The 24,995-nt window shown below is 69.8% G+C and carries 24 protein-coding genes; 10 read left to right on the forward strand and 14 right to left on the reverse strand.

The features are described 5' to 3' along the window. Positions 1 to 103 precede the first annotated feature (103 nt). Positions 104 to 982 (forward strand): bifunctional methylenetetrahydrofolate dehydrogenase/methenyltetrahydrofolate cyclohydrolase, encoded by an 879-nt coding sequence (locus tag KZC51_RS07810; protein WP_247629434.1) that lies wholly within the window; start codon positions 104 to 106, stop codon positions 980 to 982. Positions 983 to 1,057: 75 nt separating this feature from the next. On the opposite strand, the gene KZC51_RS07815 is transcribed toward KZC51_RS07810, so the two are convergent. Then, positions 1,058 to 1,627, reverse strand: coding sequence for a phage holin family protein (locus tag KZC51_RS07815; protein WP_247629435.1), 570 nt, complete (start codon positions 1,625 to 1,627; stop codon positions 1,058 to 1,060). A 173-nt stretch (positions 1,628 to 1,800) separates the two neighbouring features. Here KZC51_RS07815 and KZC51_RS07820 point away from each other — a divergent pair, with 173 nt between their 5' ends. The 6 genes from KZC51_RS07820 to KZC51_RS07845 all read left to right on the forward strand — a co-directional run bounded on the left by KZC51_RS07820 (position 1,801) and on the right by KZC51_RS07845 (position 7,308). Continuing rightward, positions 1,801 to 2,565: a helix-turn-helix domain-containing protein gene (locus KZC51_RS07820; protein WP_247629436.1), complete on the forward strand. Its 765-nt coding sequence runs from the start codon at positions 1,801 to 1,803 to the stop codon at positions 2,563 to 2,565. An 85-nt stretch (positions 2,566 to 2,650) separates the two neighbouring features. Continuing rightward, positions 2,651 to 3,646 carry an ABC transporter substrate-binding protein gene (locus KZC51_RS07825; protein ID WP_247629437.1) on the forward strand — a complete coding sequence of 332 codons (996 nt, stop codon included), beginning with the start codon at positions 2,651 to 2,653 and terminating at the stop codon, positions 3,644 to 3,646. Beyond that, on the forward strand, positions 3,643 to 4,683 hold the full coding sequence (locus KZC51_RS07830) for a FecCD family ABC transporter permease (protein ID WP_247629438.1): 1,041 nt from the start codon (positions 3,643 to 3,645) through the stop codon (positions 4,681 to 4,683). The genes KZC51_RS07825 and KZC51_RS07830 overlap by 4 nt, the downstream gene beginning before the upstream one ends. Further along, the gene (locus KZC51_RS07835) at positions 4,680 to 5,702 is read left to right on the forward strand and encodes a FecCD family ABC transporter permease (RefSeq protein WP_247629439.1); all 1,023 of its coding nucleotides are present in this window, start codon (positions 4,680 to 4,682) and stop codon (positions 5,700 to 5,702) included. Before KZC51_RS07830 ends, KZC51_RS07835 begins: the two co-directional genes overlap by 4 nt. Continuing rightward, on the forward strand, positions 5,702 to 6,523 hold the full coding sequence (locus tag KZC51_RS07840) for a siderophore-interacting protein (protein WP_247629440.1): 822 nt from the start codon (positions 5,702 to 5,704) through the stop codon (positions 6,521 to 6,523). The genes KZC51_RS07835 and KZC51_RS07840 overlap by 1 nt, the downstream gene beginning before the upstream one ends. Then, positions 6,520 to 7,308 (forward strand): ABC transporter ATP-binding protein, encoded by a 789-nt coding sequence (locus tag KZC51_RS07845; protein ID WP_247629441.1) that lies wholly within the window; start codon positions 6,520 to 6,522, stop codon positions 7,306 to 7,308. The genes KZC51_RS07840 and KZC51_RS07845 overlap by 4 nt, the downstream gene beginning before the upstream one ends. An 18-nt stretch (positions 7,309 to 7,326) precedes the next feature. Here KZC51_RS07845 and KZC51_RS07850 read toward each other — a convergent pair whose 3' ends face one another. The 7 genes from KZC51_RS07850 to KZC51_RS07880 form a co-directional block, all read right to left on the reverse strand. Beyond that, positions 7,327 to 8,046, reverse strand: coding sequence for a DUF6882 domain-containing protein (locus KZC51_RS07850; RefSeq protein WP_247629442.1), 720 nt, complete (start codon positions 8,044 to 8,046; stop codon positions 7,327 to 7,329). Between the two features lie 73 nt (positions 8,047 to 8,119). After that, the gene (locus KZC51_RS07855) at positions 8,120 to 8,920 is read right to left on the reverse strand and encodes an HpcH/HpaI aldolase family protein (protein ID WP_247629443.1); all 801 of its coding nucleotides are present in this window, start codon (positions 8,918 to 8,920) and stop codon (positions 8,120 to 8,122) included. After that, entirely contained in the window at positions 8,905 to 9,690 is a 786-nt protein-coding gene (locus KZC51_RS07860; protein WP_247629444.1) for a 2-keto-4-pentenoate hydratase, read from the reverse strand. The genes KZC51_RS07855 and KZC51_RS07860 overlap by 16 nt, the downstream gene beginning before the upstream one ends. 122 nt (positions 9,691 to 9,812) lie before the next feature. Then, positions 9,813 to 10,949: a 3,4-dihydroxyphenylacetate 2,3-dioxygenase gene (gene hpaD / locus KZC51_RS07865; RefSeq protein ID WP_247629445.1), complete on the reverse strand. Its 1,137-nt coding sequence runs from the start codon at positions 10,947 to 10,949 to the stop codon at positions 9,813 to 9,815. A gap of 33 nt (positions 10,950 to 10,982) precedes the next feature. Continuing rightward, entirely contained in the window at positions 10,983 to 12,482 is a 1,500-nt protein-coding gene (gene hpaE, locus KZC51_RS07870; protein ID WP_247629446.1) for a 5-carboxymethyl-2-hydroxymuconate semialdehyde dehydrogenase, read from the reverse strand. Further along, positions 12,479 to 13,165, reverse strand: coding sequence for a GntR family transcriptional regulator (locus KZC51_RS07875; RefSeq protein ID WP_247629447.1), 687 nt, complete (start codon positions 13,163 to 13,165; stop codon positions 12,479 to 12,481). The genes hpaE and KZC51_RS07875 overlap by 4 nt, the downstream gene beginning before the upstream one ends. Next, the gene (locus KZC51_RS07880; protein ID WP_247629448.1) at positions 13,162 to 14,664 is read right to left on the reverse strand and encodes a fumarylacetoacetate hydrolase family protein; all 1,503 of its coding nucleotides are present in this window, start codon (positions 14,662 to 14,664) and stop codon (positions 13,162 to 13,164) included. Before KZC51_RS07880 ends, KZC51_RS07875 begins: the two co-directional genes overlap by 4 nt. Before the next feature lie 140 nt (positions 14,665 to 14,804). On the opposite strand from KZC51_RS07880, the gene KZC51_RS07885 reads away from it, so the two are divergent. Next, positions 14,805 to 16,184, forward strand: a complete 1,380-nt coding sequence (locus tag KZC51_RS07885) for an MFS transporter (protein WP_247629449.1) — start codon at positions 14,805 to 14,807, stop codon at positions 16,182 to 16,184. A 109-nt stretch (positions 16,185 to 16,293) separates the two neighbouring features. Here the strand turns inward: KZC51_RS07885 and KZC51_RS07890 are convergent, their stop codons facing one another. Next, positions 16,294 to 17,001, reverse strand: a complete 708-nt coding sequence (locus tag KZC51_RS07890) for an IclR family transcriptional regulator (RefSeq protein WP_247629450.1) — start codon at positions 16,999 to 17,001, stop codon at positions 16,294 to 16,296. Between the two features lie 157 nt (positions 17,002 to 17,158). Between KZC51_RS07890 and KZC51_RS07895 the strand changes: the two genes are divergently transcribed. Beyond that, positions 17,159 to 19,030, forward strand: a complete 1,872-nt coding sequence (locus KZC51_RS07895; RefSeq protein WP_247629451.1) for an FAD-dependent monooxygenase — start codon at positions 17,159 to 17,161, stop codon at positions 19,028 to 19,030. A 113-nt stretch (positions 19,031 to 19,143) separates the two neighbouring features. Beyond that, positions 19,144 to 19,518, forward strand: a complete 375-nt coding sequence (locus KZC51_RS07900) for a VOC family protein (protein ID WP_141872774.1) — start codon at positions 19,144 to 19,146, stop codon at positions 19,516 to 19,518. Between the two features lie 32 nt (positions 19,519 to 19,550). Here the strand turns inward: KZC51_RS07900 and KZC51_RS07905 are convergent, their stop codons facing one another. The 5 genes from KZC51_RS07905 to KZC51_RS07925 form a co-directional block, all read right to left on the reverse strand. Continuing rightward, on the reverse strand, positions 19,551 to 20,090 hold the full coding sequence (locus tag KZC51_RS07905; protein ID WP_247629452.1) for a hypothetical protein: 540 nt from the start codon (positions 20,088 to 20,090) through the stop codon (positions 19,551 to 19,553). After that, the gene (locus tag KZC51_RS07910; protein WP_281731727.1) at positions 20,087 to 21,658 is read right to left on the reverse strand and encodes an HNH endonuclease signature motif containing protein; all 1,572 of its coding nucleotides are present in this window, start codon (positions 21,656 to 21,658) and stop codon (positions 20,087 to 20,089) included. Before KZC51_RS07910 ends, KZC51_RS07905 begins: the two co-directional genes overlap by 4 nt. A gap of 304 nt (positions 21,659 to 21,962) precedes the next feature. Beyond that, on the reverse strand, positions 21,963 to 22,397 hold the full coding sequence (locus tag KZC51_RS07915; protein WP_247629453.1) for an NUDIX domain-containing protein: 435 nt from the start codon (positions 22,395 to 22,397) through the stop codon (positions 21,963 to 21,965). Between the two features lie 46 nt (positions 22,398 to 22,443). After that, positions 22,444 to 23,298 (reverse strand): PhzF family phenazine biosynthesis protein, encoded by an 855-nt coding sequence (locus KZC51_RS07920; RefSeq protein ID WP_247629454.1) that lies wholly within the window; start codon positions 23,296 to 23,298, stop codon positions 22,444 to 22,446. A 25-nt stretch (positions 23,299 to 23,323) separates the two neighbouring features. After that, positions 23,324 to 24,973 (reverse strand): thiamine pyrophosphate-binding protein, encoded by a 1,650-nt coding sequence (locus tag KZC51_RS07925; RefSeq protein ID WP_247629455.1) that lies wholly within the window; start codon positions 24,971 to 24,973, stop codon positions 23,324 to 23,326. Between the last annotated feature and the right edge of the window lie 22 nt (positions 24,974 to 24,995).

The following is a 24,995-nucleotide window of genomic DNA, read 5'->3' on the forward strand; positions in this document are numbered from 1 at the left end:
GAGTGCACGAGTTCTCGCCGAGTGCACGGCTTGTCGACGTGACGAAGCCGTGCACTCGCGCAGAAGTCGTGCACTCGGCGAAGAAGACCGAAGGAAGTCACACATGACCGCGAAGATCCTTGACGGGAAGGCGGCGGCGGCCGCGATCCGCGCCGAGCTGACCGAGCGCGTCGCGGCGCTGAAGGCGAGAGGGGTCACCCCCGGCATCGCGACGGTGCTCGTGGGCGCCGACCCGGCCTCGCAGCTCTACGTCGGCATGAAGCACCGGCAGTCAGAGGCGATCGGGATGAACTCGATCCAGCGGGAGCTCCCCGCGGATGCCACCCAGTCCGATGTCGAGGCGCTGATCGACGAGCTCAACGCCGACCCGGCGTGCCACGGCTACATCGTGCAGCTGCCGCTGCCGAAGCACATCGACACCGACGCGATCCTGGAGCGCATCGACCCGGCGAAGGATGCCGACGGCCTGCACCCGACCAACCTCGGTCGGCTCGTGCTCAACGTCAACAGCCCGATCCACACCCCGCTGCCGTGCACGCCGCGCGGAGTGATCGAGCTGCTGCTGCGCAATGACTACGACCTGAAGGGCACGCATGTGGTCGTGGTGGGCCGCGGCGTCACGATCGGACGCTCGATCGGTCTGCTGCTCACGCGCCGCGACCTGAACGCCACGGTCACGCTCACGCACACCGGCACGGTCGACATGCCGCGCTACCTGCGCGAGGCCGACGTCATCGTCGCGGCAGCGGGGGTGAAGCATCTGATCCGTGCAGAGGATGTGAAGCCCGGCGCGGCCGTCCTCGACGTCGGCGTGACCCGCGAGACCGACCCCGAGACCGGCAAGAGCCTCGTGTTCGGCGACGTGCACCCGGATGTGGCCGAGGTCGCCGGCTTCCTCTCCCCGAACCCCGGTGGGGTGGGGCCGATGACGGTCGCCCTGCTCATGACGAACGTCGTGGAGGCCGCCGAGCGCGTCGCCTGACCACTCCGTTCGCAGCGAGGCACCCCTTCCATCGCGGAGGGGTGCCTTTCTGCGACCTGAGCGGATGCGGCGGCGTCAGCCCAGCTCGTCGAGCATGCGGCGCTGCTCCGGCGTCAGGCCATCCTTCAGCTCTGCGCGGGCCGCGGCCGTCTCCGGAGCCTCCGCCGCAGGAGCAGGAGAGGCGGACGACGAAGCGGCGTCCGACGTGCGGCGCGCCTGCACCTTGCCCTGCACGGCGTCGTAGACCTGGGCGGCCTTCGCGCGCAGCTTGTCATCGACCTGGTCGTAGATCATCCAGCCGAAGAGCAGGAAGAGGGGAGGCAGCGCGAAGCCCCAGAAGCCGGATGCGCGCACGCCGCTGAGCCAGACCGTGAGCACCCACACGATGAGCTCGACGAGGTACACCAGCACGTACTGCACGACCTTCTCGCCCGCCTTGGTGCGCTCGGCCGCCGACTTCGCGGCGGACCGACGGAACGCGGCCGCGAGCGTCGGCTTCACGAACAGCGCCACCAGCGTCAGGATCACGGCCGCCCACAGGGCGTGCAGGCCCACGGAGACACCGGGGAACAGCAGGCCGATGAGCAGCAGGACGGCCACGTTGAACACGTACAGCGCGGCGAACCGGATGATTCCGTTCTTCATGCGACCAGAATCCCACACCCTTCCGTCGGTCGGCAGCATCGCGACGGCGGGGGAGTCGTCGTCGACGGAGCCCACGCCCGCGGCCCGGTCATACACTGGGGGCGCCGCATCCGCATCCGCGTCCACGCATGTTCGGCCTCCGACGATCCGCCTCCGCCCCCGGGAGCCCTCCCATGACGATCGATCCCGATCCGCTCCTGGATTCCGTCGACATCCTCACCACCTCCGAAGGGGCGCACTGGCCCGCCCACGTCCACGACGACCATGAGCTGCTGTCGGCGATCACGCGTACCGTGACCGTGGTCACCCCGGACGCCGTCTACATCGCGCCTCGCGGAACGAGCATCTGGATCCCGGCGGGCGTCGTGCACGAGGTCACCGCAGCGCCGGGCAACAGCATGCGATGCACCTGGTTCGAGCCCGATGCTGCTGCAGAGCTGAGCTCTCGCGTCGTCGTGACCACGGTGCCGCCGTTGCTGGACGACGTGCTCGCGCAGCTCTCGCGCTACACCGATCCCGTGCGCCGTGCGCGGGCCGAGGCCTTCGCCCTGGATCTGCTCGGCGACTCCGGCGACGCGGAGGTCGGACTGCCGACGCCGTCCAGCCCGTGGTTGCGGGCGGTCACCGATGCGCTGGTCGCCGCGCCGGCCGACCGACGCACGGTGGAGGTGTGGGCTGCGCAGTCGTCCGTGAGCGTGCGCACCTTCACCCGGCAGTTCGCGACGGAGACGGGGATGGCGTTCTCGCGCTGGAGGGCGGAGCTGCGCCTGCGCATGGCGATGTCGATGCTCGCGAACGGGACCGAGGTCGGCCGAACCGCCCGCGCCGTGGGCTTCGAATCGCTCGCCGCGTTCTCTGCGGCGTTCCGGCGGCGCACCGGGGTGTCGCCGCGCGCCTTTGCCCGCAACCACGGTTCGGTGACCGATTCGCGCGCATAATCGACCGATCAACGCAACTTCGGCCATCGAACCGGCAGAAGAGGCGCGACATAATTAGGTAACCCTTGCCTAATTGGAGATTCTCTTGCGCCCTTCCCCGCGCCTGCGAGCCGCGCTCGCCGCAGCCGTCATCGTCCCTCTCGTCCTCACGGCCACCGCATGTGCGCCCGATGCCGACTCGTCCTCCGACGACGGCGCGGCAAGTGGCGACACAGTCGTCGTCGACTCCGTGTACGGCGAGGTGACCGTTCCCGCCGCCCCGGAGCGGGTCGCGGCGATCTCGTATGACACCCCGTGGCAGGTCATGTCGCTCGACCTGCCCGTCGTGGCCGCGATCGACTACACCCAGTGGATCGACGGCTACACCGAGGACCAGCAGGCGTACATCGCCGATGCGGCGAAGGTCGGCAGCTACGGCGAGGTCAACTTCGAGGCACTCGCCGGCGCCGCCCCCGACGTCATCGTCGGCGACGCGTACGAGGTCGACGAGGCGACGTTCACGCGTCTCAGCGAGATCGCCCCGACCGTCATCGTCGGCGGTGACGAACGCGGCGACTGGCAGTCCATCACCGAGGATCTGGCCACCGCGCTCGGCGCGCACGATACCTGGGAAGAGGCGAAGGCCTCGTACGAGGCACGTCGCGACGAGGTCAAGGAGCAGTACGCCGACGTCATCGCCGCGAACACCTGGGCGAACTTCTCGCTCGGCAACGAGGTGGGACAATTCTCGATCCAGCTTCCCAGCGGGTCGACCGGCAACCTGGTCGTGAACGAGATGGGCCTCACCTACGGCGACGGCATCCCCCAGGACACGGATGACGGCGCCGGCTACGTGTCGCTGCCCCTCGAGCAGATCGGCACGGTCCTCGACGGCGTCACGGTCGGGCTCACCTACGAGAACCCCGACGGCTCGAAGATGCCGGGGATCCAGGACGTGATCGACAGCAGCCTGTTCCAGCAGCTCGAGATCGCGAAGACGGATCGGGTGTACGGACTCGTCTCGAACGTCACCGACTACCGCACCGCCGAGGAGTGGATCGACGAGCTCGTCGCCAAGGTGCTCGAGCCGCTCTCGCAGTGACGACTCTCGCCACGGGTGGGCGCCGGACGCTCCGCCGCCCACCCGACGCGGTCGTCCTGCCGATCGTGGTGCTCCTCCTGCTCGCCGCCGTCGCGGTGAGCATCGCCGTCGGTCCCAGGACCTTGACCTTCGACGACCTGCTCGCCGCGCTGACCGCCCCCACCGGCACGGAGGCGGATCTGATCGTGCGGGATGTGCGGCTGCCGCGCACGTTCGTCGGCATCGCCGCGGGAAGCGCCCTCGCGGTCGCCGGTGTGATCATGCAGACCCTCACCCGCAATCCGCTCGCGGAGCCGGGCCTGCTGGGGGTCAACGCCGGTGCCTCTTTCGCCGTGGCGATCGCGATCGTCGTGCTGCGCATCGGGGAGTTCGGCGCGACGATGTGGTTCGCATTCCTCGGTGCGGCGGTCGCGAGCGCTCTCGTCGCCGTGATCGGCGGAGTGGGACGCGGTGCGTCCATCGGGCGGCTCACCCTCACCGGCGTGGCCATCGGCGCGGTGCTGTCGGCGGCGACCGCTGCTCTCAGCCTGATCGACCCGCACGCCTATCAGTCCCTGCGGCTCTGGGGCGCCGGCGCTCTCGGCGGGCGTTCGCTCGACGCTGCCGTGCTCACGCTCCTGGTCGTCGCCGTCGGGCTCGTCCTCGTGGTGCTGATCGCGCCGGGACTGGGGCTGCTCGCACTCGGAGAGGACACGGCCCGTGCTCTGGGAGGCCGGATCGGCATCGCGCGCCTGGGCGGATTCCTCGCCATCGTCGTGTTGTGCGGCGCGGCGACGGCGGCGGCAGGGCCGATCGCGTTCGTGGGACTTCTGGTGCCGCACGCGCTGCGGGCGGTGTTCGGGCCCGACACCCGGCGACTGCTGATCTACAGTGCTCTGGTCGGTCCGATCCTGCTGCTGCTCGCGGATGTTCTCTGTGGCATGCTGATCGCCCCGCGTTCGATACCGGTCGGGGTGATGACCGCGTTCCTCGGAGCGCCCGTGCTGGTCGCGCTGGTGCTCTCGCGGCGGGTGCAGGCGGAGGGGGCGCCATCGTGAGTACTGCCTCCGTCGTCGCGGTCCCCTTCGCGACCGGACGTCGTCGCCGGATCATCTGGATCTCCTCCGCCCTCGTGCTCGTGGGGTTGGCGATCGCCGGTCTGAGCCTCGGCGACGCCGCCATCCCGGTTCCCGACGTGTTCGCCGCCCTGTTCGGTCGGGGTGAATCCGGCACGCGGCTGGTCGTGGTCGGCTGGAGGCTGCCGCGTGTGGTGCTCGGCGCCGCGATCGGCGCGATGCTCGCGCTGTCCGGAGCGCTCTTCCAGGTCATCACTCGCAACCCGCTCGGCAGCCCCGACATCCTCGGCTTCTCGGCCGGCGCGTACACCGGTGCCCTCCTGGTCATCGTCGGCGGCTCGGTGAGCACGGCTGCCCTCACCGCGGGGGCGGTCGGCGGAGGCATCGCCGCCGCGGCGCTCGTGTTCGTCCTCGTCGCGCGGCGTGGGGCCGGGGGCACCAGGCTCATCATCGTGGGCATCGCCCTGACCGCGATGCTCGGCGCCGTGAACACCATGATCGAGCTCGCCGCCGACGATGTGGTGGCGCACACCGCCGCGATCTGGGGCGCCGGCTCCCTCAACGGCATCGACGGTCGCTGGATCCCGCTCATCCTCGGTGCGCTCGCGCTGGGAGGGCTCGCGATCGCGGTGATGGCGCCAGCGCTCGCGCTCTACGAGCTCGGGGAGGACCGGGCGACGTCGCTCGGGGTGCGCCCGGTCCGGCTGCGCATCTCGGCGATGTTGATCGGCGTGGTGCTGCTGGCCGTCACGATCGCCGCAGCAGGTCCGATCGCGTTCGTCGCGCTGGCCGCCCCGCAGATCGCCCGCCGCGTCTGGCGGAGCGGGCCGATGCCCTTCGCCGCATCCGCCATGACCGGCGCGGTGCTGCTCCTGTTCAGCGACCTGCTCGCGGCGCGGCTGTTCGCGCCGACCATGCTGCCCACCGGTCTCGTGACGATCGGGATCGGCGGACTCTACCTCGCCTGGATGCTGTCCGGGGCGAATCGAAGGAGGCGCTGATGCGCACCGACATCCCTGTGTACACCGCCGAGGTGGCGGCGCGTCGCACCGTGACACCGCACATGATGCGCATCACCCTGCGCGGCGCGCGCACCGGGGCAGGTGAGCGCTTCGCCTCGTGCGGCAGACCCGACGAGTTCTTCGGTCTGTGGCTGACGACGGCCGACGGGCAGGAGGTGAAGCGGTACTACACGGTGCGCGCGTGGCGCCCCGAGAGCGATGAGCTCGACATCGACTTCGTCGTGCATGCCCAAGGCCCGGCGACGCAGTGGGCCCGTGACGCGCGCCTCGGCGACACGGTGGCGTTCGACCTTCCCCGCGGGCACTTCCACGCGCCGGAGGGGACGGCGCGCACGCTCCTCATCGGCGATGCCACCGCGCTGCCCGCGATCGGGCGCATCCTCGACGAGCGTGCGGCGTCCGATCCGCCCGTGCGGGCGATCCTGTCCGTCGACGACCCCCGTGACCGACAGCAACTCCGTCTCCGCGGCCGCGACAGCCTCACCTGGGTCGCGGCGGAGGACATCGTGGCCGAGACTCTCGCCGCCACCGCCGAGGGACCGGATGCGACCTACCTCTGGTTCTCGGGGGAGGCGACGACGATGCGCGAGATCCGCCGTCACGTGCGGCACGAGCTCCGGTGGCCGACGACGCAGTACATGACGATGGGCTACTGGCGCCGTGACGCCGAGCGCTGGGGACGGAGGTTCGAGCAGCAGACCGAGCTGCCCGCACAGCTGGCCGCGATCTGGGAGAACGGCGACGACGATGAGACACAGCGGGACCTCGCCGACGCGCTGCTGACGAGGTACGGACTGTGACCGACACGACATTCGACATCCGCGGCCTGTCGGCCGGCTATCCGCACGGGCGGGCTGTCTCCACGGGACTCGACCTCACGATCACCCGCGGCTCCTTCGTCGCGATCATCGGCCCGAACGCCTGCGGCAAGTCGACGTTGCTGCGCACGATCGCGCGACTGCTGCCCGCACTCGCCGGATCCGTTCTGCTCGACGGGCGCGACATCCGCGAGCGCGGGGCGAAGGAGCTCGCCAGGGAGCTGGGTCTGCTCAGCCAGTCGGCGGAGGCGCCGGACGGGATGCGGGTGGCCGACCTGATCGCCCGCGGCCGGTATCCGCACCGACGCGCATTCTCGGCGTGGAGCGACGCCGACGAGCAGGCGGTGCGGCGGGCGATGGAGAGGACCTCGGTGCTCGAGCTGACTGATCGCCCGGTCGACGAGCTCTCGGGTGGGCAGCGGCAGCGCGTGTGGCTCGCGATGGCTCTCGCCCAGGAGACCGACGTGCTGCTGCTGGACGAGCCGACGACCTTCCTCGACATCACGCATCAGCTCGACATGCTGGATCTGTTCCGCGCGATCAACCACGAGCACGGCACGACCGTCGTCGCCGTGCTGCACGACCTGAATCAGGCCGCGCGGTATGCGGATCGGATCGTCGCGATGCGCGACGGGGCCATCGTGCGCACCGGAGCCCCGGAGGAGGTGCTCACGCCCGAGGTGATGTCGCGCGTGTTCGACCTCGACTGCACCGTGATCGCCGACCCCGAGACCGGCACGCCGATGGTGGTGCCGCGGCGACGGTGACGGAGCCGGTGCTGCGGGTCAGGAATCGGCGAGCGTGCTCTCGATCCCGGTGATGCGTGCCTGCTCGTCGAAGCGGAAGGTGGCGGAGCCCGAACCATCCACGACGGTGGCGCCGCCGAACGACTCATCCGTCCACGTGAGCGTCCAGTTCGCGAGACGAGCGAGGTCCCACACCGCCGTGCGGGCGTCGGTGAGCGCCGTGCCCGACAGGATACGGGGGAGGGCGATGACCGCGTCGGCTACGGTGAGCGGCGCGATCGGCGCATCGAGCAGGAAGACGGCACGGGTGCCGCCGCCGACCGGCGCGGAGTAGTAGGGCGCGCGGCCGGTGAGTTCGACCGCGACGCCGCCGACCACGTGGGCGGCCTGTGCGATCCACTCCTCGTCGGCTGCGGCGTCGGCCGGGAACGGCACCTCGGGGCTGGTGAGCTCGACGATGCCGTGCTCGGCGCCGTAGGCCTGCAGCTGTGCCGCGATGCCCTGCGGGTCGCCCTGGGGGTGGGCCCAGGCCCACAGCAGGGAACGGGGGCCCGGCGCGATCGTCGCGATCAGGTGAGCGCGCGTCACGAGCTGGCGCGACGGGTCGGCGTTCGCCGTGAAGGTGAGGGTGCCTGCAGCCATGTCGGCGTCCCAGCGGTGCTCGCCGAGCGCATCGGCGGCGGCGGAGAGCGCGTCCTGACGGAGCGCGGTGAACAGGGCGGCACGGTCGGCGAGGGGCTGGAGCGCGGCGAAGGTCATGAGGACAGTCTCGCCCGTCCGGCTATGAATACGCCAGGATCAGGTCCGAGATCAGGGGCGGCACGGACTCCGCTCAGTAACTGTCGCGCTCGGTCGCCTCTGCGGTGATGAAGCGCGCGGCGAGGGCCTCCGATGCCCGCGCGAGCAGCGCGACATCCGCCCCGACCGCCACGAAGTCGGCACCCGCCGCGATGTAGGCGTCGGCGGCGACCGGGTCGAAGGCGTTGACTCCGACCGGCTTGCCCGCGGCCTGCACGGCGGTGAAGACGTGTTCCACCGCGGTCACGACGCTCGGGTGGGTCTGCTGCCCCAGCAGGCCCATCGAGGCGGAGAGGTCGGACGGACCGACGAACACCGCATCGATGCCGTCGATCGCGGCGATCTCGGCTGCCGCGTCGACCCCCGCCGTGGTCTCGATCTGCACCGTGAGGGAGGTGTGCTCCGCCGACTCCTGGAGGTAGCGGTCGACGCGGTTCCAGCGGGCGCTGCGTGCGAGCGCGCTGCCGACGCCGCGTACACCCTCCGGCGGGTAGCGGGTGGCGGCGACCGCGGCCTGGGCCTCGGCGGCCGACGACACCATCGGCACGATGATGTTCTGCGCTCCCAGGTCGAGCACCTGCTTGATGGCGACCGTGTCGTTCGACGCCACCCGCACGAGGGGGGCGATCGGATAGGCGGCGGCGACCTGCAGCTGCAGCAGCACCGATTCCAGCGTGTTCGCCGAGTGCTCCATGTCGATGAGCAGCCAGTCGAGACCGGACCCTGCGGCGACCTCCGTGACGAGCGGGCTCCCCGAACAGGCCCACATGCCGATCAGGGCGCGCTCCGACGCCGCGAGACGTGCGCGGAAGGAGGGCGCTAGATGAAACGGCATGTGATCGTTCCCATCGGTCCGTAGTCGCACAGCACCTCGTCGCCGCGAGACACCCACATCGGGCGTGTGAACGATCCTGCCAGGATGATCTCCCCGGCCTCGAGACGCGCGCCGTGCTGGTGGAACTTGTTCGCGAGCCAGGCGACGCCGGTCGCCGGGTGGCCGAGCACGCCGGCCGCGACGCCGGTCTCCTCGATCTCCCCATTGCGGGAGAGCACCCCGGGGACCCAGCGCAGGTCGATCTCATCCGGACGCTTGTGCACATCGCCCAGCACCATCGCGCCGTACGCGGCGTTGTCGCTGATGGTGTCGACGATCGTGCGACCCTCGAGCTCGATGTGCGAGTTCAGCACCTCCAGGGCGGGCACGGCGTAGTCGATCGCCGCCAGCGCGTCCTCGAGCGTGCAGTCGGGGCCTGCCAGCGGCTGCTTCAGCACGAACGCGAGCTCCACCTCGATGCGCACGTTCGAGAAGTGGTCGACGGGGATCTCGGCACCGCTCGGATACACGGTGTCGTCGAACATCACGCCGTAATCCGGCTCCGTGATACCGGTCGCCTGCTGCATCGCCTTCGAGGTCAGGCCGATCTTGCGCCCGACCAGCCGTCGACCGGCCGCGAGATTCTGGTCGCGCCAGACGCCCTGGATGGCGTACGAGTCCTCGACCGTCGCCTCCGGGTAGCGGGCGGTGATCCGCGGGATCACGGCGTGGGTGCGATCCGCCTCTGCGAGCTCGGCCGCGATCTGCGCGATGGTTTCGTCTGACAGCATCCGTCTTCCTCCTAGGGGTCGTGGTGCCGGGAGCGTCCTTCGTCTCGTCGCTGGGCTCCTCGCTCAGGAACCGGCTGTCTTCAGGGACCGGTCCCTGAGCGAGCGCAGCGAGACGAAGGGCGTCACAACTGGTTGCCGAGCTTGCCTTCGCGCTCGTCGGCCCGGGTGTAGCTGAACCCGTCGGCGCCGATCGTGACGGCCATCTCGGAGCTGTCGGTGCGCGCGACGACGGGCTGCGGGTTGCCGTCGAGGTCGAGCACGAGCGAGGCATCGGTGTACCAGGAGGGGACGACGGGGTTGCCCCACCAGTCACGGCGCTGGTTGTCGTGCACGTCCCAGGTGACCACCGGGTTGTCCGGGTCGCCGGTGTAGTAGTCCTGCGTGTACACCTCGACGCGGTGCCCGTCGGGGTCGCGCAGGTACAGGTAGAACGCGTTGCTCACGCCGTGGCGGCCGGGTCCGCGCTCGATGGCGTCCGACCGGCGCAGCGCGCCGAGCTTGTCGCAGATCGCGAGGATGTTGTGCTTCTCGTGCGTCGCGAAGCACACGTGGTGCATGCGCGGACCGTCGCCGCCGGTCATGGCGGTGTCGTGCACGGTGGGCTTGCGGCGCATCCACGCGGCGTAGACGGTTCCCTCGTCGTCCTGGATGTCCTCGGTGACGCGGAAGCCGAGGTCCTGCATGAACCCCACGGCGCGGGGGACATCGGGGGTGACCTGGTTGAAGTGGTCCAGGCGCACCAGCTCGCCGGGGATGTGCAGGTCGTAGCGCCAGGACATGCGCTCGACGTGATCGGACTGGTGGAAGTACTCGTACGGGAACCCGAGCGGGTCGATCACGCGCACCGAGTCTCCGACTCCCTTCACGAAGCCCTCGGGGTTGCGCCGCACGTCGCAGCCGAGCTCGGTGTAGAACGCCACGGCGCGGTCGAGGTCTTCGGGGGTGCGCACACGGTACGAGAACGCGGCGACCGCGGCGATCGGGCCCTTGCGCAGCACCAGATTGTGGTGGATGAACTCCTCGGTCGATCGCAGGTAGATCGCCTCGTCATCCTCCTCCGTCACATAGAGACCGAGGATGTCGACGTAGAACTGACGGGATGCCGCCAGGTCGGTGACGATGAGCTCCATGTAGGCGCAGCGCAGGATGTCCGGAGGCGTGCTCTGCGGAGTCGCGACCGGGTTGTCGGAGCGGATCGGAGCCTCCTGGGATACGTAGAAGCCCGAGGAGGTCAGGGTCATGTCTTCGCGGTGTGTCATGTCAGCGTCCTTGCGTGATCAGGCAGAGCGGGGTCAGTTCTTGCCGAAGGTGGGGTTGTGGGACTTCTCCGCGAGCGTGATGTGCACGCTCTGCTGGTCGGTGTAGAAGTCGATCGAGCGGTAGCCGCCCTCGTGGCCGAGGCCGGAGGCCTTCACGCCGCCGAACGGGGTGCGCAGGTCCCGCACGTTGTTGCTGTTGAGCCACACCATGCCGGCCTCGACCGACTGAGCGAAGTTGTGAGCGCGCTTGAGGTCGTTCGTCCAGATGTACGCGGCGAGGCCGTACTTGGTGTTGTTCGCGAGAGACAGCGCCTCCTCGTCGGAGTCGAACGGCGTGATCGCGACCACGGGTCCGAAGATCTCCTCCTGGAAGATGCGGGCGTCGGGGGAGACGTCGGCGAACACGGTCGGTGCGACGAAGTTGCCCTCGTCGAAGCCCTCGGGACGACCGCCGCCGGCGACCAGGCGGCCCTCGGTCTTGCCGATCTCGACGTAGCTCATGACCTTGTCGTAGTGCTCGGGGTGCACGAGCGCGCCCACCTCGGTGGCGGGGTCGTGCGGGTAGCCGACCTTGACCCGCTTCGCCTGTGCGGCATAGCGCTCGACGAACTCCTCGTAGATCGAGCGCTCGACCAGGATGCGGGAGCCGGCGGTGCAGCGCTCGCCGTTGAGGGAGAAGACGCCGAAGATCGTGGCGTCGACGGCGGCTTCGAGGTCGGCGTCGGCGAACACGACGGCGGGCGACTTGCCGCCGAGCTCCATCGACAGGCCCTTGAGGAAGGGAGCCGCGTTGCCGAAGATCAGCTGTCCGGTCGAGCTCTCGCCCGTGAACGAGATGAGCGGCACGTCGGGGTGCTTCACGAGCGCATCGCCGGCGTCCTCGCCGAGGCCGTTCACGAGGTTGAAGACGCCCGCGGGCAGCCCGGCCTCCTCGAAGATGCCGGCCCAGAGGGATGCCGACAGCGGCGTGAACTCGGCGGGCTTGAGCACGACCGTGTTGCCGGTCGCGAGTGCGGGGCCGAGCTTCCACGACTCGAGCATGAACGGCGTGTTCCACGGAGTGATGAGCCCGGCGACGCCGATCGGCTTGCGGTTGACGTAGTTCATCTGCTTGCCGGGCACCTTGAAGGCGTCATCGGACTGGGCGACGATCAGGTCGGCGAAGAAGCGGAAGTTCTCGGCGGCGCGGCGGGCCTGGCCCAGTGCCTGCGTGATCGGCAGACCGGAGTCGTAGGACTCGAGTTCGGCGAGACGCGCGTCGCGGGACTCCACCAGATCGGCGATGCGGTGCAGCACCCGGGAGCGCTCACGCGGCAGCATCCGCGGCCAGGGTCCTTCGTCGAACGCGCGCTTCGCCGCGGCGACCGCGAGCTCGATGTCGGCCTTCTTGCCTGCGGCGGCGGTGGTGTAGGTCTGGTTGGTCACCGGGTCGAGCACGTCGAAGGTGTCGCCGTCGACCGAGTCGACGAAGGCGCCGTCGATGTAGTGCTGGATGTGGTCAGGAAGGTCGGCGGGGATGCGCGAGTCGGTCATGAGACTTCTCCAAGTGTCTGGTGGGAACGGGTGTGCAGGGCGTCGAGGAACGCGTCCCTCGTGCGCCAGCGATGGTTGCGGGCGGCGAGCTCGATCTCGAGAGGCTCTGCGCCGGAGCGGATGAGCTCGAGGATCTGGGTGTGCTCCTCGACCGAGTGCTGGGCGCGGCCGGGCACATAGGCGAACGTGGAGTCGCGGATGCCGGACAGGCGGGCCCATCCTCGGTGCACGAGGTCGAGCAGGTGCGGGTTCGGGCAGGGCTCGAACAACAGCGAGTGGAACTGCCGGTTCAGCTCGGTGAACGTGTGCGCATCGAGGTGGCCGAGCATACGCGACATCTGCTCGTTGACCTCGGCGGCGGCATCGAGCGCCGCCGCGTCGAGCAGGGGAGCGGACAGCGCGGTCGCTGCACCCTCGACGATGCCGAGCGTCTGCATCGTGTGGGCGTACTCGCTCTCGTCGACGAGCGTGACGCGGGCGCCGACGTTGCGCTCGAACGTGACGAGTCCTTCGGCCTCGAGGCGGCGGATCGCCTCGCGCACGGGCACCACGCTCATGTCGAGCTCTTCGGCGATCGACCCGAGCACCAGACGGTAGCCGGGTCCGAACACATGGGCCGAGATGCGCGAGCGGATCCAGGCGTACGCCTGCTCCGACTTGCTCGCGCCGCTGACGGAGGTCATCGTCCGGCCCCTGCGCCTGTCGAAGGGCCGGTGGCCGCGATGTAGCGCGCGCGCCACTCGGGGTTCAACGGGAACAGTCCGTCGACGGGGTGACCGGCGGCGACCTGCTCGGCGATCCAGGCATCTTCGATCTCCTGCGCGAGGGCGTCGTCGGCGATCTGCTCTGCCAAGGACGGCGGGATGACGATCACGCCGTCACCGTCGCCCACGATGATGTCGCCCGGCTGCACGGTCGCGCCGCCGCAGGAGATCGTGATGTCGACGTCCCACGGCACGTGCTTGCGGCCGAGGACCGAGGGGTGCGCGCCCTTCGAGAACACCGGCAGACCGATCTCGGCGACCGCATCGAAATCGCGGATGCCGCCGTCGGTGACGACCCCGGCCGCGCCGCGGGTGCGGGCGCGGAGGGCGAGGATGTCGCCCAGGGTGCCGGTGGTCGCGTCGCCGCGGGCCTCGATCACGATGACCTCGCCCTCGTCCACGGCATCGAAGGCGCGCTTCTGCGCGTTGTATCCACCGCCGTGCGAGGCGAACAGGTCTTCGCGGAACGGCACGAACCGCAGCGTCTTGGCCGTGCCGACGATCTTGCTGCCGGGGATGTTGGCGTGCACGCCGTCGATGAAGCAGGCGTGGTGTCCGCGCTTGCGCAGCTGGGCCGAGAGCCCAGCGGTCGGGGCTTCGAGGAGCTTGGCGCGGAGCTCGGGGGAGAGGCCTGCGTCGGTCTGGGGCCCTGAGCCTGTCGAAGGGAGGGGAGGGAGTCCTGCTGCTTCGCGAGAGCCCCATGCCTCGGTGCGCTGCAGGTCGTCGACGGCGGGGAGCGAGCCGAGCTCGCCGTCGAAGGGAATGTCCCCCTGCGTGACGGTCGTGACGAGTCGGCCGGAGGAGGGCGCTCCGTCGGCATCGGGCGCGTCGACCTCGACCTCGACGACGTCGCCGGGGACGATGACGGATGATCCGGCCGGGGTGCCGGTGAGGATCACGTCGCCCGGTTCGAGAGTGAAGTGCTGCGAGAGGTCGGCGACCAGCTGCGCGAGCGGGAAGATCAGGCCGGCCGTGGTGTCGTCCTGGCGGAGGTCGCCGTTCACCCAGGTGCGCACGCGCAGCGCAGTGGGGTCGACCTGGCGCGCATCGATGAGGTGCGGACCGAGCGGGGTGTAACCGTCTCCGCCCTTGGAGCGGACGTTCGAGCCCTTGTCGTTCGCCCGCAGGTCGTACAGCCCGAGGTCGTTCGACGCGGTGACGGCACCCACGTGCGCCCAGGCCTCGTCGAGCGGGACGCGGCGGGCGGCGGTGCCGATGATCAGCGCGATCTCGCCCTCGAACGCGAGCAGCTCGGTGCCCGCCGGGCGTTCGACCGTGCCGCCGGAGGAGGCGACCGAGCTCGCCGGCTTGAAGAAGTAGGAGGGGGCCGCGGGGCGTCGGCCGCGCTGATCCGCCCGAGACGCGTAGCTCAGGTGGATCGCGATGATCTTGCCGGGGCGGTCGATGGGATCCGTCACGGGGCGCCTCCTCGCGCTCGTCTGCAACGCCTTGTGCGTCGTATTTGAAATCATATATCATCGGTTCACCCCTCGGCAAGCATTCGGATTCCCGTCCGCCGCACGCCGTGACAGTGCAGTCACAACCAAAGGAGACACCCATGAGCGGGCAGTCACAGGATGGGTTCACGCCCACCGGAACCATCGCGACAGCGGCGGATCGGCGTCGCGTCGTGTTCGCCACCGTCGTCGGGACCACCGTGGAGTGGTACGACTTCTTCATCTACGCGACCGCGGTCGGCCTCGTCTTCGGGCAGCTCTTCTTCGAGCCGCTGGGCGCGAACAGTGCCCTGATCGCGTTCGCGACCGTCGGGGTCAGCTTCCTCTTCCGTCCGCTCGGGGCGTTCCTCGCCGGTCACTACGGCGACAAGCTCGGGCGCAAGACCGTGCTGATGTGGACGCTCATCCTGATGGGTGCCGCGACCGCGCTGATCGGCATCCTGCCGACCTACGAGGCCATCGGCATCACCGCGCCGATCCTGCTGGTGCTGCTGCGCATCGTGCAGGGCATCTCGGCCGGAGGCGAGTGGGGCGGCGCCGTGCTGATGGCGGTCGAGCACGCTCCCCGCACGAAGCGCGGCATCTTCGGCGCCTCGCCGCAGATCGGTGTGCCGCTGGGTCTGCTGCTCGCCTCGGGCGTCATGGCGCTGATGACGGCGATCGCTCCCGGGGAGCAGTTCGCGATCTGGGGCTGGCGGATCCCGTTCCTGCTGAGCGTCGCGCTGATCCTGGTCGGCTACTACGTGCGCCGCAAGGTGGAGGAGAGCCCGGTGTTCACCGAGCTCGCCGCCCGCAAGGAGAAGGCGCGCATGCCGATCGTGCAGCTGTTCCGCAAGCACGCCCTGCTCGTGGTCATCGCCGCGCTCGTCTTCGCGGGCAACAACGCGGTCGGCTACATGACCACCGGTGGATACATCCAGGGCTACGCCACGAACCCCGAGGGGCCGATCGGCCTCGATCGCGGACCGGTGCTGTGGGCCGTCGCCGGCTCCGCCGTCACCTGGCTGCTCACGACGCTCCTGGCCGGATGGGTGTCCGACCGCATCGGTCGCCGCTCGACCTACATGATCGGCTGGGTGCTGCAGCTGGTGGGCGTCTTCACGCTGTTCCCGCTCGTGAACACCGGAGACATCGGTCTGCTGTTCGCCGGACTCGCGATCCTCACGATCGGCCTCGGCTTCACCTACGGTCCGCAGGCGGCGCTGTACACCGAGCTGTTCCCCGCCAGCATCCGCTTCTCGGGCGTCTCGATCTCGTATGCGATCGGTGCCATCGCCGGTGGGGCGTTCGCTCCGACCATCGCCACGGCGATCGTGCAGGCGACCGGTTCCACACAGGCGGTCACCTGGTACCTCGCCGGGATGACAGTGCTCGGCCTGATCGCGACGCTGCTGCTGCGCGACCGCTCCGGCATCCCGCTCGGACCGGATCACGAGGAGGAGCAGTCCGTGAGCCCGATCCGCGGACTCGCGAAGGTCTGACCGCACACTGACGTCCACAACTCAGGCGCGATCGGGCGATGACCCGGCGGATCGGCCGTGGTCCGCGGATCGACTCCGATTTCGCCTGAGTTGTGGACAGCCGCCGACCTCAGCCGTCGAGCGCTTCGCGGATCACGGATGCCGAGTGCTGCAGCCGTGCCGCGATCGCCGCATCATCCAGGTCGGTCGCGACGTGCACCACGGCGATCGCCGCGGGGCGCTGGCCGCGCAGCACGAGCGGGACGGCGACGGACTGCACCGTCGGGATCACCTCGTCATGGCTGGTGCTGTAGCCCCGGCGTTCCGTCAGAGCGATCGCCTCGCGAAGGGCGGGGGAGACGTCAGCCGGCCAGTCGGCCGACCTCAGCTGCGCCAGGATCGCCTTGCCCGGTGCGCCGACGGTGACCGGATGCCGGGCGCCGGGGCGCTGGGCCACGCTCGCGACCGCGTGTCGAGGCTCGACGCTGGCCAGCGTGATGCACTCCACCCCGTCGAGCACGGCGAGGAAGCAGGTCATGCCCAGCTCGTTCGCGATCGCCGTGAGCTCGGGGAGGGCCTCGGCCTGCAGGTCGTGCGCCACGCCTGCCGCCAGGGCCGCCATGCGGGCGCCGAGCCCGACCGCGCCCGCCGCGTCGCGCACCACGAGACCGTGGTCTTCCAGGGTGCGCAGCAGGCGATAGGCGATCGAGCGGTGCACGCCGAGGCGCAGGGCGATGTCGTCGATCGTGAGCGGGGTGCGTGCGTCGGCGAGCACTTCGAGGATGCGGATGCCGCGGCTCAGGGTCTGCGAGGCGGGAGAGGTGGTGGTCACTGCCATGAGAGCGCTCCTCGGCGTCGCTCGCGCGTCCCTTCCTTGCGTTTGGAGGGGGGTGCGAATATGCTGTGTTCAATAGTAGAACTCAGTGTTCCAATATAGAACACTGACACGCGTAACGCAACACCCAGACAGTGCAGTCCGGAAGGAATCGACGACGATGCAGTTCCACCACCACGGTTACGTCTCCGGCAATCCCCGCGTGCAGGACGCGGCAGGCGTCGGTGTCGACCGCCCCGCCGAGCTGCCGGAGCAGGTCGATGTGCTCATCGTCGGATCCGGCCCCGCGGGTATGCTGCTCGCCGCGCAGATGTCGCAGTACCCCGGTGTGACCACTCGCATCATCGAGAAGCGCGAGGGGCGGCTGGTGCTCGGTCAGGCCGACGGCATCCAGCCGCGCAGCGTCGAGACGTTCCAGGCGTTCGGCTTCGCGGAGCGCATCGTCGCCGAGGCGTACAACATCGGCTGGATGAACTTCTGGGGCCCGAATCCGCAGAACCCCCGAGAGATCGTCCGCACCTCGCGCACCGCGGACTACGCCTACGACATCTGCGAGTTCCCGCATCTGATCGTGAACCAGGCGCGGGTGCTCGACTACTTCGCCGAAGCCGCCCTCAACGGTCCGGGGCGCATCGCGCCGGACTACGGCGTGGAGTTCCTCGGCCTCACCGTGCACGACGACGGCGAGTACCCGGTGGAGGTGCGCGTGCGGCACGTGGCGGGGGAGCAGGCGGGCGTGGAGCGCGTCATCCACGCGAAGTACGTCGCCGGATGCGACGGTGCGCGCAGCGGCGTGCGCGAGGCGATCGGGCGCACGCACGTGGGTGGCAGTGCCGCGCACGCGTGGGGCGTCATGGACGTGCTCGTGAACACGGACTTCCCCGACTGGCGCACCAAGTGCGCGATCAACTCCGAGGCAGGCAACATCCTGCACATCCCCCGCGAGGGCGGCTACCTCTCGCGCATGTACATCGATCTCGGCGAGGTCGCGGCGGACGACGACCACCGAGTGCGCAAGACGCCGGTCGAGGAGATCATCCGCAGGGCGAACGACATCCTGCATCCGTACACGATCGACGTGCGGCAGGTCGCGTGGCACAGCGTCTACGAGGTCGGGCACCGCGTGACGGACGGTTTCGACGACGTGATCGACGAGTCGGGACGCACACCGCGCGTGTTCCTCACCGGCGACGCGTGCCACACGCACAGTGCGAAGGCCGGGCAGGGCATGAACGTCTCGATGCAGGACGGGTTCAACCTCGGCTGGAAGCTCGGATCGGTGCTCACCGGTCGTGCGAGTGAGGCGCTGCTGTCGACCTACGGTGCCGAGCGGCGCCCCGTCGCCCAGCAGCTCATCGACTTCGATCGCGAGTGGTCGAGCCTGATGGCGCGCAAGCCGGAGGAGATCTCCGACCCGAACGAGCTGGCGACCTACTACCTCGCCACGGCGGAGTTCCCCTCCGGGTTCATGACGCAGTACACCGCGTCGATGATCACGGGTTCCGATGCGCATCAGGCGCTCGCCGGAGGATACCCGCTGGGCAAGAGGTTCAAGTCCGCCGAAGTGATCCGGGTCGGCGACGGGAACGTCGTGCACCTCGGGCACCACGCGAAGGCGGATGGACGCTGGCGCGTGTACGCGTTCGGCGACCGCACGGGCGAGACCCTCGCCACATGGGCGGAGCAGGCCGAACCGCTGTTCGCGCGCTTCACCCCGACGGATGCCGACATGGATGCCGTGTTCGACGTCAAGGCCGTCTACCAGCAGCCGTTCGAAGAGATCGAGGTGACATCGGCGCCGGCCTTGTTCCAGCCGAAGACCGGTCCGCTCGGGCTGACGGATTGGGAGAAGGTGTACGCGTCAGGGCCGAGCAAATGGACGGAGACCGACATCTTCGCCGCTCGTGAGCTCTCGCGCGATGGCGTCGTGATCGTCGTGCGACCGGACCAGTACATCGCCGCGATCCTGCCCCTGGAAGACACGGCGGAGCTGGCGGAATTCCTGGAGGGCGCGCTGCTGCCTGCGCGCTGAGCGCCCGCTGCCCGCCTGCCGGTCATCCGAGGCGGACGATCCCTGGAGGATGTCGGTGCTGCGGCGTACCGTGGACGCCGACGGGCGACGACGCCCGACAGGAGGAGTGTGTGATGACCTGGAAGATCGAGCTCATCTTCATGCCGGTGAGCGATGTCGACCGTTCGAAGGAGTTCTACACGAAGATCGGGTTCAACCCCGACCACGATCAGACGCCGACCGAGGGCTTGCGGTTCGTGCAGATGACGCCGCCGGGCTCGGCCTGCTCGATCGCGTTCGGTACCGGGCTCGACATCCCGCTCGAGCCCGGACAGCAGAAGACGATCCAGGTGGTCGTGCCGAACGCCGACGAGGCGAAGGCGCAGCTCGAGGCGGTCGGCGTCGCGACCAAGGGCGTCGAGGACCTCGGATGGGGGCGGTTCGTCTGGTTCGACGACCCGGACGGCAACACCTGGACGCTGCAGGAGCTTCCGGACTACGCGGCTTGAGATCGGGGGAGTGCGCGCGGCGTCGACTCGCGTCAGCCCGCGCACTCCGTCGACTGGTCGGTGATGATCCACTCGGTGGCCGGACGCGTCATCACCACGGTGCCGCAGTCGCCGGAGCCGAGGTAGGTCACGAAGAGGGTGGCATCCGTGTCGGTCTCGTGCTGCACGGCGATGTCGACGTCGGTGCTCTGATCGAGTGAGCGATAGAGCTCGGCGGTGGTCGTGATCATCTGCTCGCAGCTGTCGATCCCGGTGACTCCGTTCGCCTCGAGCTCGGCGATCATGCGGGTCACGAGCTCCGGCGTGAGACGGGCGCAGGCGGTGTCGACGTCGGGCAGTCGAGACGCCTCCAGCCATTCGCGGAATCCGTCGGTGGCGCTCTGGGGCGATTCGGTCTCTGCCGGCTCGAGAGTCTCTACTGCCACTGGGGTGGGGGATGCTGCGGTCGGTGTCGCCGTCGCCGAGCCTGACGCGTCCGTGCCCGGCGAGCACGATGCCAGGGCCATCATGACGACGAAGACCGCCGCAGCGATCGCCGTCTTTCCGTATCCACTCACGCGCCACGTAGTCACCCGTTGATTCTGGCAGATCGTCGCCCGGTGGCCGCGCTGGTGCTTGCCCTTGTGCGTGTGCGTGTGCTTGTGCTCTCGGACCGGGGTCGTGGTCGCCGCCATCGTCGTGCGGGGTCCCACCAGGCGGGTCCGCGGACGGTGGGGGTGCCGTTGTCCATGCGGATCTCCCACCCGGACGTATCAAGGGTGTGATGGTGGTGCCAGCACAGTGCGACACCGTTGTCGGTATGCGTCGGCCCACCGCGGGCATGCTCCTGCACATGGTGGATCTCACACCACGACGCCGGAACATGGCACCCGGGGATCAGGCATTCCGTGTCGCGGAGGGCGATCGCCCGCCGTTGGTGGGTGGTGAAGATGCGGTCCGTGTTCCCGATGCCGATGATGCGGCCTTCGGGGTCGAACAACACCCGTTGGATGGTGCCTCCGCAGGCGGTGTGCCGGGCCGTGCCGATCGTGGTCGGCGTGTCGATCCCGTCGATGTGCGCCCACCCTCGGCCGGTCGCATAGGCCTCCGCGGTCACCGACACGATCAGCGTCGGCGCCGCCCCACCCAGTCTGGGCGTGTCCTCGTGTCGGGCGGCGATGCCGAGCATCGCCGCCAACGCGTCGTGCTGCCTCTGCGCCCGCGAGCGGGTGTCGATTTGCCCACCCGGATCCCCGGACGGCAACACGTCACCGTCCCGATCGGCGCGGTCCTGCGCACCCTGCCCGTCATCGTCGTCGGACGGCACGAACCGTACGCCTGGCAAGGGTGGTCCGTCGGCTTTCGGGTTCAGATACGCGTCCCAGATCCGTTGCAGCTGCCCCGCTGTTTCCGGCAACAGGTCCCCGCGGATCGGGATCAGCCCGTTCTTCGCCCGGCCCAGGATCACCCCACGCCCCCGCATCGCGATCTCCTCCGCCGGCTCCGCTCCATCCGGATCGAGGAACATCACGATCCGTTGCGCGAGGATCCGCAGATCCTCCGGCGTCGCCGCCGGCGCGGCAGGTTCATGATCGACATCGGCATCGGCATCGGCATCGGCATCGGCGTCGGCGTCGACGTCCTCGGCGATGTCCCATCCGCGCGCCCACGCCGCGAGCTCCGCGTCGGCCCGTAGTCGGTCCGCCGCCGCGACACGCCCCCGCGCCTGCTCGATCGGCCCTGTCGCCGCCAACAACCCGGTGATCCCGATCACCCCGTCCACCAACGCCGCCCGCAACTGCGGCCACAACGCCGGCAACCAGCCCCCGGAACGGATGTCCACCTCCCGCCGAACCAACCGGGCCGCCTTGACCACCCGCCCCGCACCCGCCGCATCCGTGCGCAGCACCCGCTGCAACAGCTCGCTCATGCTGCGGCACCCGAACTGTCCGCAGAACGCCGCATCACCCGCCCCGGCCGGTCGTGCCGGCACCGACGCCACCGCCTCCACGACCAGCGCCTCCGCCCGCCGCAGCACGTCACCCGCCGCGCGCAACAACTCCAGCTTCTCCGCATCCGACAACCCCGCCACCGTGTCCGGACGCAGCACCCCGTCCAGGTCGCTCACGACCTGATCGAGCACATCCACAGGGTGGTTCATACCCCCATTCAACCGAGGACCACCGACGTTCCCACCCCAGAATCACCCGAAAACATCCCAGGTCAGAGCAATATTCCAGAACACGATCCACGCCCACCCGCACTCCACAGAACCGCCCGCGAAGCGACCTCTCCACAGCTGTCGTCGAGACGGCGAGCCCCCGCATCGGCGCGCCCGCGGCACCTACCGAGTGCGCGAGCATCTACCGAGTGCGCGAGCTCCCATCGAGCGCACGACCTACCCGCGCGAACACCCCATACGCTCGGCACCCACCCCGCGCACTCGTCCTCCGAGCGCCGCAGCGTCAGCCTGCGTCGAGGGCGAGCAACAGTTCTGTCGCCCCGTCCGGGAAGAGCAGCCGCGTGCCCTCGCGCACCTCGGCGATCGGCACCCACCGCACGGGACTGCCCTCGTCGAGCACGTGAAGCTCGGCGTCCAGGGGCACTGCGTCCAGCGCCGACGAGGTCAGCGCGTAGATGTGGGCGATCTCGTGGCCGGGTACGCCCTCGTACGTGAAGATGTTGTCGCGCACACCGAGGAGCGTCGCGGTTTCGAGGGTGACGCCGAGTTCCTCCATGAATTCTCGATGCAGGGCTTCGTCGGCACGCTCCCCGAACTCGATGCCGCCGCCGATCGCCCGGAGGAAGTCGAGCCCGCGGGACGAATCCGTGCCGAACAGGGCGAGCACGTGGCCCTCCTTCACGGGCAGGCCGACGGCGATGTTGCGGATGGCAGGCATCCCGGAAGGCTAACGCACGCGCGGATCCGCGAGCGATCGGGGTGCCTCAGGAGAGGCGGACCGCCCTGCCGGACACCACGATCCCGCCGCGGGGCGGGATCGTCACGGTGAGCAGGCTCGGGCGTCGCACGTGAGCGCCCTGATGGATGCGGATGGTCCGATCCACCACCCCGTGCTCGCGCAGGAAGGCGCCCGTGGATGCCGCCGCGGAGCCCGTCGCCGGGTCCTCGGTGATGCGGCCGACCGGGAAGAGGTTCCGCGCGTCGACGTCGGACTCGTCCGCCGCGTGCAGCACCGTGACGGTGCCGTGCCACCCCTGCTCGCGCATCAGCGCCGCGACGGGGGCGGGGGAGAAGCGGAACTGGTCGAACAGCTCGCGATCACGGATGACGAGGATCGGATGCCAGTTCCCGGCGAAGGCTTCCTTGGGCGGGAAGCGCGGATCGAGATCCGACGGCTCGAGCCCGAGCAGGCCGAGCAGGCGCGCGAGCACGCCCTCGTCGAGATCCCGCACCTCCGGTTCGACGCTCGTGAACGACACCGTCACCGTGCCCTCGTCGTCCGACGCGGATCGGAGCGCCACCTCGCCGCCGCCGGTCTCGAAGAGCATCTCGCCCACCCCACCGCGCTCGGCCAGCGCCACGGCCGTCGCGACTGTCGCGTGTCCGCAGAACGGCACTTCCGCAGCGGGCGACCAGAACCGCACGTGGTAGCGGGGCGTGCCGGCGTCGTCGCGGCGGGAGGTGACGAACGCCGTCTCGGAGTAGCCGACCTCGGCGGCGATCTGCAGCATCCGCTCGTCGCTCAGATCGGCAGCGTCGAGCACGACACCGGCGGGGTTGCCGCCGGTCGGATCGGCCGCGAAGGCGTTGTACCGCAGGACTTCGGGAACATCCGTCATGACGAGGAGCCTAGTCGCCGTCGCGTCAGGAGTTCACGCGGATGATCTCCTGCTGGTAGGGCGCGATCACGTCGCCGGAGATGCGCAGGTCCAGCAGCAGGAACCGACGGGTGACGGCATCCTCCGCGGTCCACGCGGCCAGGCGATCGAGGTCGGCGAGCGTGCGCACCACCACGCCTTCGGCGCCGACGGCTGCACCGAAGGCGGCGAAGTCGACTTCGGGGATGCGCATCGGTCCCTCGGCGAGTCCCTTCAGGCCGTACAGGTTCACTTCGGCGCCGTAGGCCGCGTCGTTCCAGATGACGGCGATGCCGCGCCCGCCGGCGGCGCGAACCGCGGACTCCAGGTCGGCGATGGCCATCAGCCCGCCGCCGTCTCCCGAGGTCAGCACGACCGTCGCATCGCGTCGCGCCCGTGCGGCACCGACGACGCTGGGCCAGCCCTGACCGATGGACTGAAACGCGGTGCCGATCATCATCATGCGATCCGGAGCCGCGACCGGCCAGTACATGTTGGCCCAGCCGATGAAGTGTCCGCCGTCGGAGACGACGACGCGGTCCTCCGGCAGCAGCTCGGCGATGCGGCGAGCAGCAGAACGGGGGTCGAGGCGTCCGTCCGGGGCGAGGTCGTCACCGGCGTCGTAGGTGCGGGCGGCGGCGACGTCGACGCTCTCGCGCCACGGGGCTGTGGGGGTGGTGGACGAGAGGCGCGACACCAGGGCCTCGGCGGCCAGGCGTGCGTCGGCACGCACGAAGCCGCCGATGTGCGCGTGGGTCGCCGCCGGGGTGATGTCGATCTGGAACACGCGGGTTCCCGGGGCGAAGAGCTCGCCGAAGCGCATCGTGAACTGGTTCAGGGAGGCGCCGAAGACCACCGCGACGTCCGCGGAGCGGATGAGCTCCATCGCCCCGTCCGCGCCGAATCCGCCGGTGACGCCGAGGTCATAGCGGCCATCCGGGAAGACACCGCGACCGAGCGCCGAAGAGGCCGTGAGAGCACCCGTCGCCTCGGCGAGCTCGCCCAGCGCGGCGCTCGCTCCGGCGAGCCAGGCTCCGCGCCCGGCGAGGAGGAACGGACGCTCAGCGCTCTGCAGCGCGGCGGCGATCTCGTCGAGCATCCCGTCGGCGAACTCGCCCTTCGGCGCGAGAGGTGCGGGCACACGCGGCGAGGGAGCATCCGCCACGGGCCCGGCTTCGAGCGCGGCGACGTCATAGGGGATCGCGAGCACCACGGGCACGCGGTACGTGAGCGCGTGCTCGATCGCGATCACGGTGGTGGCAGCGGCATCCGCGCGCCCGACCGTATAGGTGCGTGCGCCCACAGCCGAGGCGAGCGCGATCTGGTCGACGTCCCACGGACGAGGGCCCGAGGTCGGCTCGTCGCCCACCACCAGCACGAGTGGCACGTGCGCCTGCACGGCCTCGGCGAGCGCCGTGAGGGTGTTCGTGAAGCCGGCGCCGTAGGTCGACGTGCCGGCGGCGATGCGTCCGGACGCCCGGAAGTGCGCATCCGCGGCCACCACGGCGCCCTGCTCGTGCCGGACGGCTGTGAAGACCGCGGAGGTCTGGGTCTCGATCGCGTCGAGGAAGTAGGCGTTGCCGTTGCCCATCACGCCGAAGACGGCATCGATGTGCTGGGCGAGGGTGAGCGCGACGTGCGCAGAGACGGTGGGCATGCGGAAGCCTTTCGAGACAGGG

Source organism: Microbacterium croceum (assembly GCF_023091245.1).
Lineage (GTDB): Bacteria > Actinomycetota > Actinomycetes > Actinomycetales > Microbacteriaceae > Microbacterium > Microbacterium croceum.

What these genes read in the sequence shown, in the direction of transcription:
- KZC51_RS07810 (WP_247629434.1), top strand. Translation starts at nt 104, where the DNA reads ATGACCGCGAAGATCCTTGACGGGAAGGCGGCGGCGGCCGCGATCCGC.
- KZC51_RS07815 (WP_247629435.1), bottom strand. Translation starts at nt 1,627, where the DNA reads ATGAAGAACGGAATCATCCGGTTCGCCGCGCTGTACGTGTTCAACGTG.
- KZC51_RS07820 (WP_247629436.1), top strand. Translation starts at nt 1,801, where the DNA reads ATGACGATCGATCCCGATCCGCTCCTGGATTCCGTCGACATCCTCACC.
- KZC51_RS07840 (WP_247629440.1), top strand. Translation starts at nt 5,702, where the DNA reads ATGCGCACCGACATCCCTGTGTACACCGCCGAGGTGGCGGCGCGTCGC.
- KZC51_RS07850 (WP_247629442.1), bottom strand. Translation starts at nt 8,046, where the DNA reads ATGACCTTCGCCGCGCTCCAGCCCCTCGCCGACCGTGCCGCCCTGTTC.
- KZC51_RS07855 (WP_247629443.1), bottom strand. Translation starts at nt 8,920, where the DNA reads ATGCCGTTTCATCTAGCGCCCTCCTTCCGCGCACGTCTCGCGGCGTCG.
- KZC51_RS07860 (WP_247629444.1), bottom strand. Translation starts at nt 9,690, where the DNA reads ATGCTGTCAGACGAAACCATCGCGCAGATCGCGGCCGAGCTCGCAGAG.
- hpaD (WP_247629445.1), bottom strand. Translation starts at nt 10,949, where the DNA reads ATGACACACCGCGAAGACATGACCCTGACCTCCTCGGGCTTCTACGTA.
- hpaE (WP_247629446.1), bottom strand. Translation starts at nt 12,482, where the DNA reads ATGACCGACTCGCGCATCCCCGCCGACCTTCCTGACCACATCCAGCAC.
- KZC51_RS07875 (WP_247629447.1), bottom strand. Translation starts at nt 13,165, where the DNA reads ATGACCTCCGTCAGCGGCGCGAGCAAGTCGGAGCAGGCGTACGCCTGG.
- KZC51_RS07885 (WP_247629449.1), top strand. Translation starts at nt 14,805, where the DNA reads ATGAGCGGGCAGTCACAGGATGGGTTCACGCCCACCGGAACCATCGCG.
- KZC51_RS07890 (WP_247629450.1), bottom strand. Translation starts at nt 17,001, where the DNA reads ATGGCAGTGACCACCACCTCTCCCGCCTCGCAGACCCTGAGCCGCGGC.
- KZC51_RS07895 (WP_247629451.1), top strand. Translation starts at nt 17,159, where the DNA reads ATGCAGTTCCACCACCACGGTTACGTCTCCGGCAATCCCCGCGTGCAG.
- KZC51_RS07900 (WP_141872774.1), top strand. Translation starts at nt 19,144, where the DNA reads ATGACCTGGAAGATCGAGCTCATCTTCATGCCGGTGAGCGATGTCGAC.
- KZC51_RS07910 (WP_281731727.1), bottom strand. Translation starts at nt 21,658, where the DNA reads ATGAACCACCCTGTGGATGTGCTCGATCAGGTCGTGAGCGACCTGGAC.
- KZC51_RS07915 (WP_247629453.1), bottom strand. Translation starts at nt 22,397, where the DNA reads ATGCCTGCCATCCGCAACATCGCCGTCGGCCTGCCCGTGAAGGAGGGC.
- KZC51_RS07920 (WP_247629454.1), bottom strand. Translation starts at nt 23,298, where the DNA reads ATGACGGATGTTCCCGAAGTCCTGCGGTACAACGCCTTCGCGGCCGAT.
- KZC51_RS07925 (WP_247629455.1), bottom strand. Translation starts at nt 24,973, where the DNA reads ATGCCCACCGTCTCTGCGCACGTCGCGCTCACCCTCGCCCAGCACATC.